The organism is Micrococcus sp. Mcc28, from assembly GCF_024519775.1.
Classification (GTDB): domain Bacteria; phylum Actinomycetota; class Actinomycetes; order Actinomycetales; family Micrococcaceae; genus Micrococcus; species Micrococcus luteus.
On sequence record NZ_JALJRH010000003.1, the window covers coordinates 158,630 to 172,631 of the forward strand.

The 14,002-nt window shown below is 72.2% G+C and carries 10 protein-coding genes and 1 tRNA gene; all 11 read left to right on the forward strand.

Annotated elements, in window-relative coordinates; translation table 11 throughout:
• Nucleotides 1-79: 79 nt before the first annotated feature.
• The 11 genes from rsmI (at nt 80) to glmU (ending at nt 13,968) form a co-directional block, all read left to right on the forward strand.
• Complete coding sequence (rsmI, locus tag NR073_RS02620; protein ID WP_119217504.1) at nt 80-937, forward strand: 16S rRNA (cytidine(1402)-2'-O)-methyltransferase; 858 nt, start codon at nt 80-82, stop codon at nt 935-937.
• 184 nt (nt 938-1,121) lie between these two features.
• On the forward strand, nt 1,122-1,817 hold the full coding sequence (locus tag NR073_RS02625; protein ID WP_138976778.1) for a hypothetical protein: 696 nt from the start codon (nt 1,122-1,124) through the stop codon (nt 1,815-1,817).
• Nucleotides 1,818-2,413: 596 nt separating this feature from the next.
• Complete coding sequence (locus NR073_RS02630) at nt 2,414-3,901, forward strand: NAD-dependent succinate-semialdehyde dehydrogenase (RefSeq protein ID WP_256748584.1); 1,488 nt, start codon at nt 2,414-2,416, stop codon at nt 3,899-3,901.
• A gap of 120 nt (nt 3,902-4,021) precedes the next feature.
• Nucleotides 4,022-4,975, forward strand: a complete 954-nt coding sequence (locus tag NR073_RS02635; RefSeq protein ID WP_256748585.1) for a TatD family hydrolase — start codon at nt 4,022-4,024, stop codon at nt 4,973-4,975.
• Nucleotides 4,976-4,999: 24 nt separating this feature from the next.
• Nucleotides 5,000-6,820, forward strand: a complete 1,821-nt coding sequence (locus NR073_RS02640) for an ABC transporter ATP-binding protein (RefSeq protein ID WP_256748586.1) — start codon at nt 5,000-5,002, stop codon at nt 6,818-6,820.
• Between the two features lie 60 nt (nt 6,821-6,880).
• Nucleotides 6,881-7,804 carry a 16S rRNA (adenine(1518)-N(6)/adenine(1519)-N(6))-dimethyltransferase RsmA gene (rsmA, locus tag NR073_RS02645; protein ID WP_256748587.1) on the forward strand — a complete coding sequence of 308 codons (924 nt, stop codon included), beginning with the start codon at nt 6,881-6,883 and terminating at the stop codon, nt 7,802-7,804.
• Nucleotides 7,801-8,769 (forward strand): 4-(cytidine 5'-diphospho)-2-C-methyl-D-erythritol kinase, encoded by a 969-nt coding sequence (locus NR073_RS02650; RefSeq protein WP_144824661.1) that lies wholly within the window; start codon nt 7,801-7,803, stop codon nt 8,767-8,769. Before rsmA ends, NR073_RS02650 begins: the two co-directional genes overlap by 4 nt.
• Before the next feature lie 65 nt (nt 8,770-8,834).
• On the forward strand, nt 8,835-10,676 hold the full coding sequence (locus tag NR073_RS02655) for an ABC-F family ATP-binding cassette domain-containing protein (RefSeq protein ID WP_227449073.1): 1,842 nt from the start codon (nt 8,835-8,837) through the stop codon (nt 10,674-10,676).
• Nucleotides 10,677-10,816: 140 nt separating this feature from the next.
• A complete protein-coding gene (locus tag NR073_RS02660; RefSeq protein ID WP_227449072.1) occupies nt 10,817-12,310 on the forward strand; it encodes a sugar transferase in 1,494 nt (497 codons plus the stop codon).
• Between the two features lie 64 nt (nt 12,311-12,374).
• Nucleotides 12,375-12,446 (forward strand) — tRNA-Gln (locus NR073_RS02665).
• Between the two features lie 37 nt (nt 12,447-12,483).
• Nucleotides 12,484-13,968: a bifunctional UDP-N-acetylglucosamine diphosphorylase/glucosamine-1-phosphate N-acetyltransferase GlmU gene (gene glmU / locus NR073_RS02670; protein WP_227449071.1), complete on the forward strand. Its 1,485-nt coding sequence runs from the start codon at nt 12,484-12,486 to the stop codon at nt 13,966-13,968.
• Nucleotides 13,969-14,002 lie beyond the last annotated feature (34 nt).

Here is a 14,002-nt window from a genome sequence, read left to right on the forward strand (position 1 = left end):
GCGGGCCGGACGGCGAGACGTGCACGGTGACCGGGGCCGTAGGCTCGGGGCAGCCGTCCGTCCGTCGAAAGGTCGTCCCATGCCCGAGGGCCGCATCGTCCTGGCCGCCACCCCCATCGGCAACCTCGGGGACGCGTCCGCGCGCCTCCGCGATCTGCTGGCGGAGGCGGACGTGATCGCCGCCGAGGACACCCGGACCGCGCGGCGCCTGTGCGCCGGCCTGGGCGTCACCCCGGCGGGCAGGGTGGTGGCCCATCACGAGCACAACGAGGCGGCCTCCGCTCAGGGGCTGCTGGACCAGGTGCGGGGCGGTGCCACGGTGGCGGTGGTCTCGGACGCGGGCATGCCCACGGTCTCGGACCCGGGGTACCGGCTCGTGGCGGCCGCGGTGTCCGCAGGGCTGCCCGTGACGTGTGCGCCCGGCCCCTCCGCCGTGACCACCGCGCTCGCCCTCTCCGGCCTGCCGACGGACCGGTTCGCCTTCGACGGCTTCGTCCCCCGCAAGGACGGGGAACGACGGCGATGGCTCACCTCCCTGCTGACCGAGGCCCGCACCGTGGTCGCCTTCGAGTCGCCGCAGCGTCTGGCGGACGCGCTGGCCGTCGTCGTGGAGGTCCTCGGTGCGGAGCGGCCGGTGTGCGTGGCCCGCGAGCTCACCAAGCTGCACGAGGAGGTGGTGCGCGGCACCGCGGCCGGAGTGCATGCCTGGGCTGCGGAGCGGCACGCGGGGGAGGGGATCCGCGGGGAGATCGTGCTGGTGATCGGGCCGGCCGCCCCCGGCGCCGAGGGCGAGGCGTCCGAGGCGGACGCCGTCGCCGAGGTGGCGGTGCTGGTGGAGTCCGGCACCCGGTTGAAGGAGGCCGTGGCGGCGGTGGCCGGAGCCCACGGGATGCGGAGCCGGGAGCTCTACCAGGCGGTGCTCGCGGCCCGGGGCTGACACGTCCCCGGCTGCACAGCCAGCAGCGCTTACCGCGTGAACAGTCGATTCACAACGGGCCTCTCAAGCGTGAATAATCACAGATTCCACGACTCGTCGGTTGTGGCAGGACCGCTACTATGTCAGAGTGCCTCATGCCTGTGGAGGTGCCCCAGGTCCCCAGAAGCACCACGAAAGGCTTGGCATGGTCAACGAAACTCGAGCGATCTCGCGCCGACAAGTAACTAAGGGTGTCACCTGGTCCGTCCCGGCGATCGCTGCCACCGCCGCAGCCCCGGCCTTTGCTGTATCGAGCGTTGGCGTGGTTGCCGGCGCAACTCTGTACGCGAACCCGCTCATGACGAAGTACGTCCAGGCGCAAAACGGTACGACCGCGCTCTATCTGAATGCCACACCGGGCGTGGGTATCCCCGATGCCACGGCCTGCCAATCCGTCCAGAACAAGAAGATCTCGATCGTCTACACGGCTCCTGCGGGCATCGTCGACTTCCGCAAGGTCCTGAACGCTCGGAAGGCCGGCACCCCCTACAACACCTACACGAACGGCAGCGTGGGCGACAGCAAGACCTTCTACACGTTGAAGGTCGGGGACCGCTTCGTGACCGGCACCAACCCCGCATACTGGGAAGTCACCAAGCTGGCCTCGGACGGGTCCTCCATCACCCTGACGTATTCAGCACCCATTACCGGCTGCTATTACTACGCACAGCCGTCATTCAATCCCTACTTCTGGGCCAAGGACGTGGCGTCCATGGTCAACCAGGTCCACCTCACCGCGTATATCGGCACGCAGCGCGTCGCGTTCGACACGGGGGCCGCGTCGAACGTTACCTGGTCTGCCGATCGCCTCGAGATCATCGGCCCCAAGACGACGAACTGACTCGAGTCTCTCTCAACCCACGTGTCAGCGAGGGGTGGCTGCAGCCCTCTGCAGCCACCCCTCGCTGCATTCATGGGCGTTGCTCCCACCTGCTGGAGCCGCCACGAGCCGAGGGCTCGATGGAGTCGTCGGGTGTTCCACCCGGTGACCCAGTCCAGGATCGCGACCTCGATGGCGATCGCGGAGGGCCCTGGTGGCCCGTACCGGTTGCACCAGACCCTCAGTGTCTGCACGCCGACGCCGACTTGGGGTGCGACGGCACGGCTCGACTCCGATCTCGGACCGCCGTCGAGTGCCCGACGGTCGTGAACCATGCGCACAGCACGCTCACGCACCCCGGGACCGAACTTCTCGGGCCTTTCGATTCTTCTTGCTGAGACTCGGGACGAAACCCAGAGCGCTTCACCCCACGGAGGTTCTCCCGATCGTCACCGCGCGACGCTCACCAGCGTCCTGGCGGGGTACAGCTAGGATCGGCCGTGGAGCCGCTGCCGACCGCCGCCGGACGGCGTCGGAATAGCCGTGGCCGTCCACCCGTTTCCTTTCAGGAGGCGGGGCGTGCCGCCTCCGACCACCGACCCCGAAAGAGGTGCATCATGACCGTGACCGCTGAGCGCGAGAAGGCGCTGCTGGAGTCCGTCCCCACCGGCCTGCTGATCGACGGCGAGTGGCGCGATGCCTCCTCCGGCAAGACCTTCGACGTGAAGGACCCGGCCACCGGCAAGGTCATCGCGAGCCTGCAGGACGCGAACTCCGACGACGCCATGGCCGCCTTCGACGCCGCCTGCGCCGCGCAGGCCGACTGGGCCCGCACCCCGGCCAAGGAGCGCGCCGACATCCTGCGCCGCGCCTACGATCTGATCAACGAGCGCGCCGAGGACTTCGCGCTGCTGATGACCCTCGAGATGGGCAAGCCGCTCGCCGAGGCCCGCGGCGAGGTCACGTACGGCAACGGCTTCCTGCGCTGGTTCTCGGAGGAGGCCGGCCGCCACTACGGCCGCACCCTGACCGTGCCCGAGGGCACGCTGCGCATGCAGGTGCACCACCGCCCGGTGGGCCCGTGCCTGCTGATCACCCCGTGGAACTTCCCGCTGGCCATGGCCACCCGCAAGGTGGGCCCCGCCGTCGCCGCCGGCTGCACCATGGTCCTCAAGGCCGCCAAGCTGACCCCGCTGACCACCCAGCTGTTCGCGCAGGTGATGCAGGAGGCCGGCCTGCCCAAGGGCGTGCTCAACGTCGTCGCGGGCTCCTCCGCCTCGTCGATCTCCGGTCCGATCCTGCAGGACCGGCGCCTGCGCAAGGTGTCCTTCACCGGCTCCACGCCGGTCGGTGTGCGCCTCATGAAGGACGCCGCGGACAACGTGCTGCGCACCTCGATGGAGCTCGGCGGCAACGCCCCGCTCATCGTCTTCGAGGACGCGGACCTGGACGCCGCCGTCGAGGGCGCCTTCGCCGCGAAGATGCGCAACATGGGCGAGGCCTGCACCGCCGCCAACCGCTTCCTCGTGCACGAGGAGGTGGCCGAGGAGTTCACGCAGAAGTTCGTGGCCAAGCTCGAGGCGCTCAAGCCCCTGCGCGGCACCGACCCGGAGTCCACCCTCGGCCCCATCGTGGACGAGGGCGCGCGCGACGACATCGACCAGCTCGTCCAGGACGCCGTGGCGGCCGGCGGCGAGGTGCTCACCGGCGGCCACAAGATCGAGGGCGACGGCTACTTCTACGCGCCGACCGCGATCAAGGTGGAGAAGGGCAACCCGATCCTCCAGCAGGAGATCTTCGGCCCGGTGGCCCCGATCGTGACCTTCTCCTCCGAGGAGGAGGCCATCGAGATGGCCAACGACACCGAGTACGGCCTCGCCTCCTACGTGTTCACCAAGGATCAGGCCCGGATGTACCGCGTGGCCGAGAGCATCGAGTTCGGCCTCATGGGCTACAACGTGGGCGTCATCTCCAACCCGGCCGCGCCGTTCGGCGGCGTGAAGCAGTCGGGCCTGGGCCGCGAGGGCGGCGCCGAGGGCATCGAGGAGTACACCTCGGTGCAGTACATCGGCATCGCCGACCCGTGGGCGGCCACGAAGGCCTGACCCTCGCGCCGAGCCGTGTCCTCCGGGGGCGGTATCGGGTGGTATCCGACGTGGATACCACCCGATACCGCCCCCGAGGCGTGTCGGGGGGGCCGGGCTCGGCTCCCTAGAGTGGGGTGCATGGCCCACGCATCCGAGACCCCCCTCGCCTACCGTGCCCCCGCCCCGCAGCCGGACGACGACGGCGGCCCGCGCCGGGACGCCCACGAGGAGAAGTCGGGACGTCGGCGGCGCCTCGAGTACCCGCCCGCACCCGAGCCGCTGCCGGCGCCCGTCGTGGACAACCACACGCACCTCGACTTCCGCGACGGCCTGGTCCGCGTGGACGTCCACCAGGCGATGGACGCGGCGGAGGCCGTGGGCGTGACCGGGGCGGTCCAGGTGGGCTGCGACGTCGCCTCGGCCCAGTTCACGATCGCGGCGATCGAGGCCGAGCCCCGCCTGCTCGGGGCCGTGGCGCTGCACCCCAACGACGCGGCCCGCCTGGCCGAGCGTGGCGAGTTCGAGGAGGCGTTCGCGCAGATCGCGGAGCTCGCCCGCCACCCCCGCGTGCGCGCCGTCGGCGAGACGGGCCTCGACTACTTCCGGACGCAGGACGAGGCCGGCCACGCCGCGCAGCAGGAGTCCTTCCGCCGGCACATCCGACTCGCCCGCGAACTCGGCACGGCCCTGCAGATCCACGATCGGGACGCGCACGACGACGTCGTCCGGATCCTGCTCGAGGAGGCGGCCGACGGCGGGCTGCCCCCGCACGTGGTGTTCCACTGCTTCTCCGGCGGGCCCGATCTGGCCCGCACGTGCGCCGAGCACGGCTGGCACATGTCCTTCGCCGGCCCCGTGACCTTCAAGGCCAACGACGGGCTGCGCGAGGCGCTGCGGATCGCCCCGGCCGAGCTGCTGCTCGTGGAGACGGACGCGCCCTTCCTCACGCCGCATCCGCATCGAGGCCGCCCCAACGCGCCCTACCTGGTCCCGCTGACCCTGCGGGGCATGGCGGAGACGCGCGGAGACGACGTGGCGGCCCTCGCCCGCGCGGTGAGTGAGAACACCGCCCGGGTGTACGGGGCGTTCTAAGCCGATCCAGACGCGGCCCCTAGGATGGGCGACGTGCTGACCCGACTCCTCAAAGCCCGGCTGCCCGAGGGAACGCAGTACCTGGTGGACCGCCCCATGCGGATCCGCCTCGTGTTCGTGGTCCTCGGGTCCGTCCTCGTGGCCGGCCTCGAGATGGTGGCGCTCGCCTCGATCCTCCCGCTGGTCAGCCTGCTGACCTCGGGTGAGCTGGGCTCCCCGGTGCTCGAAGGGCTGTTGGCCCGGTTCGGGGCCGTGACGGTGCCGGAGCAGACGGTGGCCTTCGCCGTCGTGATCGTGCTGGCCTTCCTGCTCAAGGCGATCCTGGTGCTCGCGTTCCGCTGGTGGACCATGGGGTTCACCAACCAGAACCTCATCCGCACGTCCGCCACGCTGCTGCGCTACTACCTGCGGGCCGACTACGGCCTGCACCTGACGCGCACGGTCGGCACCCTGGTCAACAACGTCACCGGCACCTCCAGCATGGCCTACACGGGCGTGGTGAACGCGTCCGTCACGTTCCTCACGGAGGCCGTGACGCTCGTCGCGGTGGCGGTCGTGGTGGGCGTCGCCATGCCGCTGACGGGGCTCGGGATGGCCCTGTACTTCCTCGCCGTCGCCTGGGTGATCAAGACCGTGATCCGCCGCCCGGCCTCCCGCCTGGGCTGGACCCTGGTGACCACGGGGGAGCGGGCCAACACGGCGGCGCTGCAGGGCCTGGAGAACTACAAGGACGTGAAGATCCGCGGCAACGACTCGGCGTTCATGGAGGAGTACCGCGCGGCCCGCATGGAGAGCGCCGAAGCCACGCGGCTCAAGATGATCCTCACGATGATGCCGCGCTACGTGCTCGAGGTCGCCTTCGTGGCGGCCATCGCAGCGCTCGTGGCCGTGGCCTTCATCCAGGGCCGCGGCGGGGAGGCGTTCGGCTCGCTCGCCCTGCTCGCGATGGCCGGCTTCCGCGTGCTGCCGTCCATGGCCGCGCTCATGGCCACCACCAACGAGATCCGCACGTCCTGGCCCGCCTTCGAGCGCACGACGGCGGAGCTCGCCGCCGCACAGCCGGTCCTGCACGCGGCGGACCGGCCCTACGAGCGCGTCACGTTCGAGGAGTCCATCGAGGTGCGGGACGCGTCCTTCACCTACCCCGGCACGACCGAGCCGGTCCTGCGCGACATCGACCTGCGCATCCCCTTCGGATCCTCGTACGCCTTCGTGGGCGGCAGCGGTGCCGGCAAGACCACCCTGGTGGACCTGGTCATCGGCTTCCACCACGCCCAGCGCGGTGGGGTCTACGTGGACGGGGTGGAGCTCGAGGCCAACCCGCGCGGCTGGTGGGACAATGTGGCGTTCGTCCCGCAGTCCGTCACCGTGGTCAACGGGACGGTGCTGCACAACGTGCTCCTGGACGTCGAGGCCGCCCAGACGGCGGACCGGGCCGAGGTGGAGCGCGTGCTGCGCGAAGCCCAGCTGGGCCAGTGGCTGGACGAGCTCCCCGACGGCCTGGACACCGTGATCGGCGAAGGGGCCGTGGGCGTCTCCGGCGGCCAGCGCCAGCGCTTGGGCATCGCGCGCGCGCTCTTCCGGCGCCCCCGCCTCCTCGTGCTCGATGAGGCGACGTCGGCCCTCGACAACCTCACGGAACGCCGGGTCACCGAGGTGATCGAGTCGCTGCGTGGCCGGATCACGGTCATCGTGGTCGCCCACCGTCTCTCCACGGTCAAGCGCTGCGATCAGATCGTGCTGATGGACCAGGGGCGGATCATCGGCCAGGGCACGTTCGCCGGGCTGCAGGAGACGAGCCCCGAGTTCCGCGAACTCGTCCGGCTCGGTGACCTCTCCACCTGAGCGGAGCCCGCGCCCCTGCGCCCCGGTTACCCTGTCCGGCGCCCCGATAGACTCGCGGGCATGGTCCAGCCCTCCCCGCACCCCGCCCCCGCCCCGCTGCTGAGCGCCGCGGACGTGCGGCGCATCGCCGCCGAGCTGGACCTGCGTCCCACCAAGCAGTGGGGCCAGAACTTCGTGATCGACCCGAACACGATCCGGCGCATCGTGCAGGCCGCGGACGTGACCGCGGACGAGCACGTGCTCGAGATCGGCCCCGGTCTGGGCTCGCTCACCCTCGGCCTGCTGGACGCGGCCGCCGCCGTCACCGCCGTCGAGATCGACCCGGTCACCGCCGCCCGCCTGCCGCGCACCGCCGCCGAGTTCCGCCCCGGGGCCGAGGACGCCCTCGCCGTGCTGCACGCGGACGCCATGACGCTGAGCGAGCAGGCCCTGGCCGAGGTCCGGCCCGCTGCCGCCGCCAGCGGCCCCACCGCGCTCGTGGCGAACCTGCCCTACAACGTGGCCGTGCCCGTGCTGCTGCACGCGCTCGCGGTCCTGCCGGGGCTCCGGCACGGCCTGGTGATGGTGCAGGAGGAGGTCGCGGACCGTCTCGCGGCCGGGCCCGGCTCCAAGGTCTACGGTGTGCCGTCCGCCAAGGCGGCGTGGTACGCGGACGTGCGCAAGGCGGGCACCATCGGCACCCAGGTGTTCTGGCCGGCTCCGCGCATCCACTCCGGGCTGGTCGCCTTCACCCGGCGTGAGCCGCCGGCGGGCGGCGCGCCCCGCCGGGAGGTCTTCGCCGTGGTGGACGCCGCCTTCGCCCAGCGCCGCAAGACCCTGCGCGCCGCGCTCGCCTCCTGGGCGGGGTCGCCGCAGGCGGCGGAGGACGCCCTGGTGGCCGCCGGCGTGGACCCGCGCGCCCGCGGCGAGGCCCTGGACATCGCGGCCTTCGCGCGGATCGCCGAGCACGGCCCGCGGCGTGCGGCGGAGGAGGTGGGCGCATGACGACGGAGGACCTCGGCCTCGACCCCACAGCCCGGCACGTCACGGTCAGCGCCCCCGGTAAGGTGAACCTGTCCCTGCGGGTGGGACCCCCCGGCGCGGACGGCTACCACCCCGTGGCCACCGTGTACCTGGCCGTCAGCCTGCGGGAGACCGTCACGGCGATCGCGCGCGCGGACGGGAGGATCACCGTCGGCCCGTCGGGCCGCCACATCAGTCTGGTGGACACCCAGGACGTGCCCTGGGACGAGCGCAACCTCGCGCACCGCGCCGCCGCACACCTACGGCGGACCCTCGCGTTGGATCCTGACACCCACGGCGTCCACCTCGAGGTCGCCAAGCAGGTCCCGGTCGCGGGTGGCATGGGCGGCGGCTCCGCCGACGCGGCCGCCGCGCTGCTCGCGTGCAGCGCCCTGTGGGAGACCGGGCACACCCGCGCCGAGCTCGCCGAGCTGGCCGCCCCGCTGGGCGCGGACGTGCCCTTCAGCGTGCTGGGCGGCGCCGCCGTCGGGCTCGGGACCGGGGCGGAGCTGACCCCCGTCGCGGCCCGCACCCCGGTGCACCTCGTCCTCGTCCCGGCGGACGCCGGGCTGTCCACCCCCGTGGTGTTCCAGACCCTGGACGAGCTGCGCCGGGAGGGCCACCTGTCCGACGGGCCGACGCGCCCGGAGATGAACGAGGCCGTGTTGCGGGCCCTCACCGCGGCCGATCCGCTCGAACTCGCCACCGCCATGGACAATGACCTGCAGACCCCGGCCGTCGTCCTCTTCCCCGAGCTCTCGGACGTCCTCGACCTCGGTATGGACGAGGGCGCGCTGCGCGGCATGGTCTCCGGCTCCGGCCCCACCCTGCTCTTCGTGGCGCAGGACGAAGACTCCGCGCTGCGGCTGGCCTCGGCCATCGAGGAGCGCACGGGCGTGCGCGCCCTCCCCGTCCACGGCCCCGTGCCCGGCGCCCACGTGCTCTGACACCCGGCGGCGCACCCCGCCGCACCCGACCACCCCTCCTCCGTCCGGAAAGGACTCCCTCCTCCATGGCCCACCTGCTCGGCGCCGAGAACATCGGCATCGCCTTCGGCACTCGCACCGTCCTCGAGGGCCTCTCCCTCGGCGTGGATGAGGGGGACCGGATCGGACTCGTGGGCCGCAACGGCGACGGCAAGTCCACCCTCATGCGCATCCTCGCCGGCCTCCAGGAACCCGACACGGGCCGCGTCACCCGCCGCGGCGGCGTCCGCGTGGGCGTGCTGGACCAGCAGGACCGGCTCGACCCGGAGCACACCGTGCGTCAGGCCGTGGTCGGGGACGTGGACGACCACGTGTGGGCCTCGGACCCCAAGGTCCGGGACGTCCTGGGCGGTCTCCTCGACGGCTTCGACCTCGAGCAGTCCGTGCGGGGCCTCTCCGGCGGCCAGCGCCGTCGCGTGGCCCTGGCCCGTCTGCTCGCCGGGGACGACGACGTCCTCTTCCTCGACGAGCCCACCAACCACCTGGACGTGGAGGGCGTCGCGTGGCTCGCCCGCCACCTGAAGCAGCGCTGGCGCCCCACCGACGGCGGCCTCGTGGTGGTCACCCACGACCGGTGGTTCCTCGACGAGGTCTGCACGCGCACGTGGGAGGTGCACGACGCCACGGTGGACCCGTTCGACGGCGGCTACGCCGCGTGGATGCTCGCGCGCGCGGAGCGCTCTCGGCAGGCGGCGGTGACGGGGCAGAAGCGTCAGCAGCTGGTGAAGAAGGAGCTCGCCTGGCTGCGCCGTGGCGCCCCGGCGCGCACGTCCAAGCCGAAGTTCCGCATCGAGGCGGCCAACGCCATCATCGAGGACGTCCCCGCCCCGCGCGACTCGGTGTCCCTGGCGAAGATGGCCACGGCCCGGCTCGGCAAGGACGTCCTCGACCTCGAGCACGTGAGCCTGACGCTGGGGGAGAAGCCGATCCTCGACGACGTCACCCTGCGCCTGGCGCCCGGCGAGCGGCTCGGCGTGGTCGGCGTCAACGGTGCGGGCAAGTCGACCCTGCTGCGCCTGCTCGACGGCCGCATCGCCCCGGACTCGGGGCGGGTGAAGCGCGGCAAGACGGTGGTCTCGGCCACCCTCACCCAGGACGTGAAGGAGCTCGACGACGTCGCCCACCTGCGCGTCGCCGAAGTCATGGCCCGCGAGGGCTCGTCCTTCCAGGTCGGTGACCGCGAGATGTCCTCCGGCCAGCTGCTCGAGATGCTCGGCTTCGGCACCTCCCGGCAGTGGACTCAGGTCTCCGAGCTCTCGGGCGGCGAGCGCCGGCGCCTGCAGCTGCTGCGTCTGCTCGTGGGCGAGCCCAACGTCCTCATGCTCGACGAGCCGACCAACGACCTGGACACGGACACCCTGGCCGCCGTCGAGGACGTGCTGGACGGGTGGCCGGGGACCCTGGTGGTGGTCTCCCACGACCGTTACCTGCTCGAGCGCGTCACCGACCACCAGGTCGCCCTGCTCGGGGACGGCAAGGTCCGCGGCCTGCCGGGCGGGGTGGACCAGTACCTCGCGCTGCGCGCCGCGATGGACGACGCCGGCGGCCCGGCCCGGGGAGCCGGCGCGGCCCGAGGCCGCAACGACGTCGTCGGGACGTGCGCGGGCATGGGCGGGCCGGAGGAGGACACCGGGCCCACCGAGGCGGAGCGACGGCTGGCCCGCAAGGAGATGGCCCGGCTCGAGAAGCAGATGACCCGGCTCCGGGACCGCAGGTCCGGCCTCGAGGCGCGGATGGCCGAGCTGGGGCAGGCGCAGGACTTCGACGCCCTCACCGCGGCCTCCGCCGACCTGAAGGACCTCGACGCGCGGCTGGACGTCCTGGAGGAGGAGTGGCTGCAGGCCGCTGAACTCGCCGAAGGAGACTGACCGGCGGGCGCTCACAGGAGAATGTGGCAGGTGACACAGCTGAATGCTGTTTCCGCCCTATAATCGGGGGCCGGGGCACAGCACCATGCCCGACCCACATGACGTGGACCATCCCCTGCGTCAGGACGGAGGAGCAGAGCGTGATCGCGAGTCCCGGTGATGAGTCGACCACGCACCGCATGGGCTCGACCGCCCACGGTCGTGTCCTGGGTCGGCCCTGGGAGCAGGGCCTTCCGCTGCTCGTCCTCATCGTGGACGTGGTCGCGGTCCTGCTCGCCACCTTCGTCTCGGCCCAACTCCGCTTCGGCGGATCGCGGCGCATCACCCTCCCCGGTAACGAAGCCATCGACTACGGCATCATCAGCCTCGCGCTGAGCGCGGCCTGGGTGCTCGCGCTGACCATCCAAGGCTCCCGGGACATCCGGATCCTGGGGGTGGGCAGCGAGGAGTACAAGCGGGTCCTGCAGGGCACCCTCTACCTCTTCGGCACCGTCGCGATCCTCGCCTATGCGGCAGGTCTCGAAGTGGCGCGCGGCTACGTGGGCCTGGCCCTGCCGCTGGGCGTGCTCCTGCTCCTGCTGGGCCGGTTCCTCGTGCGCGGGTGGGTGGCGCGGCAGCGACACCGCGGCAGGTTCCGGCGGCGGCTCCTGCTCGTCGGCGGCCCGAAGGCGGTCCGGCACATCTTCCAGGCCCTCGACTCCGAGGCCGGCGCCGGCTACGCCCCCGTGGCGGCGGCCCTCCCCGGATACAGGACCCGGCAGGAGGACTACCTCCCGATACCGGTCTCCACGGACCTGGACACCGTGGAGGACGTGGTCGCCCTCGTGGAGGTCCGCGACGCCGAAGCCGTGGTGATCACCTCGGGCCACTCGTTCGTCCCCGGGGACGTCCGCCGACTGGGCTGGGAGCTGCAGGAGCGCGGCGTCTCCCTGATCATGGCGCCCGCCCTCGTGGACGTCGCCGGACCCCGCCTCCACACGCAGCCCCTCGCGGGTCTGCCGCTCATCCACCTCTCCACCCCGCGCCTCTCCGAGGGCAAGGCGTTCGCCAAGCGGGCGTTCGACGTCGTCGCGTCGGGTCTGGGCCTGATCGCCATCTCGCCGCTGCTGATCGCCGTCGCGATCGCGGTCAAGGCCACGGATGGCGGGCCGGTGCTGTTCCGGCAGGAGCGCATCGGTCTCGGCGGCAGGCCGTTCACCATGCTCAAGTTCCGTTCCATGGTGGTGGACGCCGAGGAGATCCGGCAGCGGCTCGTCTCGGACGGCGGGGATGCGGACGTCCTGTTCAAGATGAAGGACGACCCGCGCATCACGAAGGTCGGCAAGCTCATCCGCCGCACCAGCATCGACGAGCTGCCCCAGCTCGTGAACGTGCTGCGGGGGGACATGTCCCTCGTGGGCCCGCGGCCCCACCTGCCGCACGAGGTCGAGGCCTACGAGCAGTACGTGCACCGCCGCTTCCTGGTGCAGCCCGGCATCACGGGCCTCTGGCAGGTCTCCGGCCGGTCCGACCTCCCGTGGGAGGAGGCGGTCCGCCTGGACCTCTACTACGTGGAGAACTGGTCCATCCTGGGCGACCTCGTGATCCTGGGACGGACCGTCAAGGCCGTGGTCGCCGCCGACGGCGCCTATTGACCCCGGATCCGCGCGACCTGTGTGGAAGAATGGGCCGTCGTCGCCGCCCCCTGGGGTCCGGCGCTCCGCCCTGGTGTAATGGCAGCACGCCGGCCTTTGGAGCCGTGCGGTCTAGGTTCGAATCCTAGGGGCGGAACCCCCGTCCTCTGACCCCCACCGGTGCAGGAGCCCCCATGTCCCAGCCGTCCGCCCGTCCCTCCGCCGTGATCGTCCTGGCCGCGGGCCAGGGCACCCGCATGAAGTCGACGACGCCGAAGATCATGCACGCGATCGGGGGGCGCTCCCTCGTGGGCCACGCGCTCGCGGCGGCCTGGTCGCTCGCGCCGGAACACCTCGTGGCCGTGGTCCGGCACGAGCGGGCCCGCGTGGCCGAGCACATCGAGACGGTGGCGGCCCAGCTGGGCATCGACGCGCTGGCGATCGCCGACCAGGACGACGTGCCGGGCACCGGCCGCGCCGTCGAGCTGGGCCTGGCCGCCCTGCCCGCGGACCTCGAGGGCACCGTCGTGGTGACCTACGGCGACGTCCCGCTGCTGACCCCGGAGACCCTCGCCCGCCTCGTCGCGGACCACGAGGCGGACGGCAACGCCGTCACCGTGCTCACCGCCACCCTCGAGGACGCCACGGGCTACGGCCGCATCGTCCGCGACGCCGAGGGCCTCGTGGAGCGGATCATGGAGCACAAGGACGCCCTCGCCCACGCCGAGTCCACGGGGGACGACTCCTTCGTGGCGATCCGCGAGGTCAACTCCGGCATCTACGCCTTCGACGCCGCCCTGCTGCGCCGCACCCTGCCGGAGCTATCCACGGACAACGTGCAGGGTGAGAAGTACCTCACGGACGTGCTCGGCATGGCCCGCGCCGAGGGCGGCCGCGTCGCCTCGGTGGGCACGGACGACGTGTGGGAGGTCGAGGGCGCCAACGACCGCCGTCAGCTCTCCGACCTGGGCCGCCAGCTCAACGACCGCGTGCTGCGCGGCTGGATGAAGGAGGGCGTCACGGTCGTCGACCCGTCCTCCACGTGGGTGGACGTCACCGTCTCCCTCGCCTCGGACGTCACGCTCAAGCCCGGCACCCAGCTGCACGGGGCGACGTCGGTGGCCACGGGCGCCGTCGTCGGCCCGGATTCCACGCTCACGGACACGCAGGTGGGGGAGGGTGCCGTGGTGAAGCGCACCGACGCCACGGAGGCCGTGATCGGCGCGGGCGCGACCGTCGGCCCGTTCACCTACCTGCGCCCGGGCACGGTGCTGGGGGAGGACGGCAAGATCGGCGCGTTCTACGAGACCAAGAACGTGACCGTGGGCCGCGGCGCCAAGCTCTCCCACCTGGGCTACGCCGGGGACGCCGAGATCGGCGAGTACACCAACATCGGCTGCGGCAACATCACCGCCAACTACGACGGCGTCGCCAAGCACCGCACCGTGATCGGCGCGCACGTGCGCACCGGCTCGAACACGGTGTTCACGGCCCCGGTCTCGGTGGGCGACGGCGCCTACACCGGTGCCGGCGCGGTGGTCCGCGACGACGTCCCGGCCGGCGCCCTGGCGCTGAACGCCGTGGCGCAGCGCACCATCGAGGGCTGGGTGCCCGCCAAGCGCCCCGGCAGCACGTCCGCGCAGGCCGCGCAGGCGGCCGTCGCGGACGCCGAGGGCTGATCCCTCGCGCCCTAGGATGGGTGCGAGGACCGGG

Bases quoted from the DNA above. Each gene is read 5' to 3' on its own strand.
- rsmI (WP_119217504.1), top strand. From the start codon at position 80: ATGCCCGAGGGCCGCATCGTCCTGGCCGCCACCCCCATCGGCAACCTC.
- NR073_RS02625 (WP_138976778.1), top strand. From the start codon at position 1,122: ATGGTCAACGAAACTCGAGCGATCTCGCGCCGACAAGTAACTAAGGGT.
- NR073_RS02630 (WP_256748584.1), top strand. From the start codon at position 2,414: ATGACCGTGACCGCTGAGCGCGAGAAGGCGCTGCTGGAGTCCGTCCCC.
- NR073_RS02635 (WP_256748585.1), top strand. From the start codon at position 4,022: ATGGCCCACGCATCCGAGACCCCCCTCGCCTACCGTGCCCCCGCCCCG.
- NR073_RS02640 (WP_256748586.1), top strand. From the start codon at position 5,000: ATGGGCGACGTGCTGACCCGACTCCTCAAAGCCCGGCTGCCCGAGGGA.
- rsmA (WP_256748587.1), top strand. From the start codon at position 6,881: ATGGTCCAGCCCTCCCCGCACCCCGCCCCCGCCCCGCTGCTGAGCGCC.
- NR073_RS02650 (WP_144824661.1), top strand. From the start codon at position 7,801: ATGACGACGGAGGACCTCGGCCTCGACCCCACAGCCCGGCACGTCACG.
- NR073_RS02655 (WP_227449073.1), top strand. From the start codon at position 8,835: ATGGCCCACCTGCTCGGCGCCGAGAACATCGGCATCGCCTTCGGCACT.
- glmU (WP_227449071.1), top strand. From the start codon at position 12,484: ATGTCCCAGCCGTCCGCCCGTCCCTCCGCCGTGATCGTCCTGGCCGCG.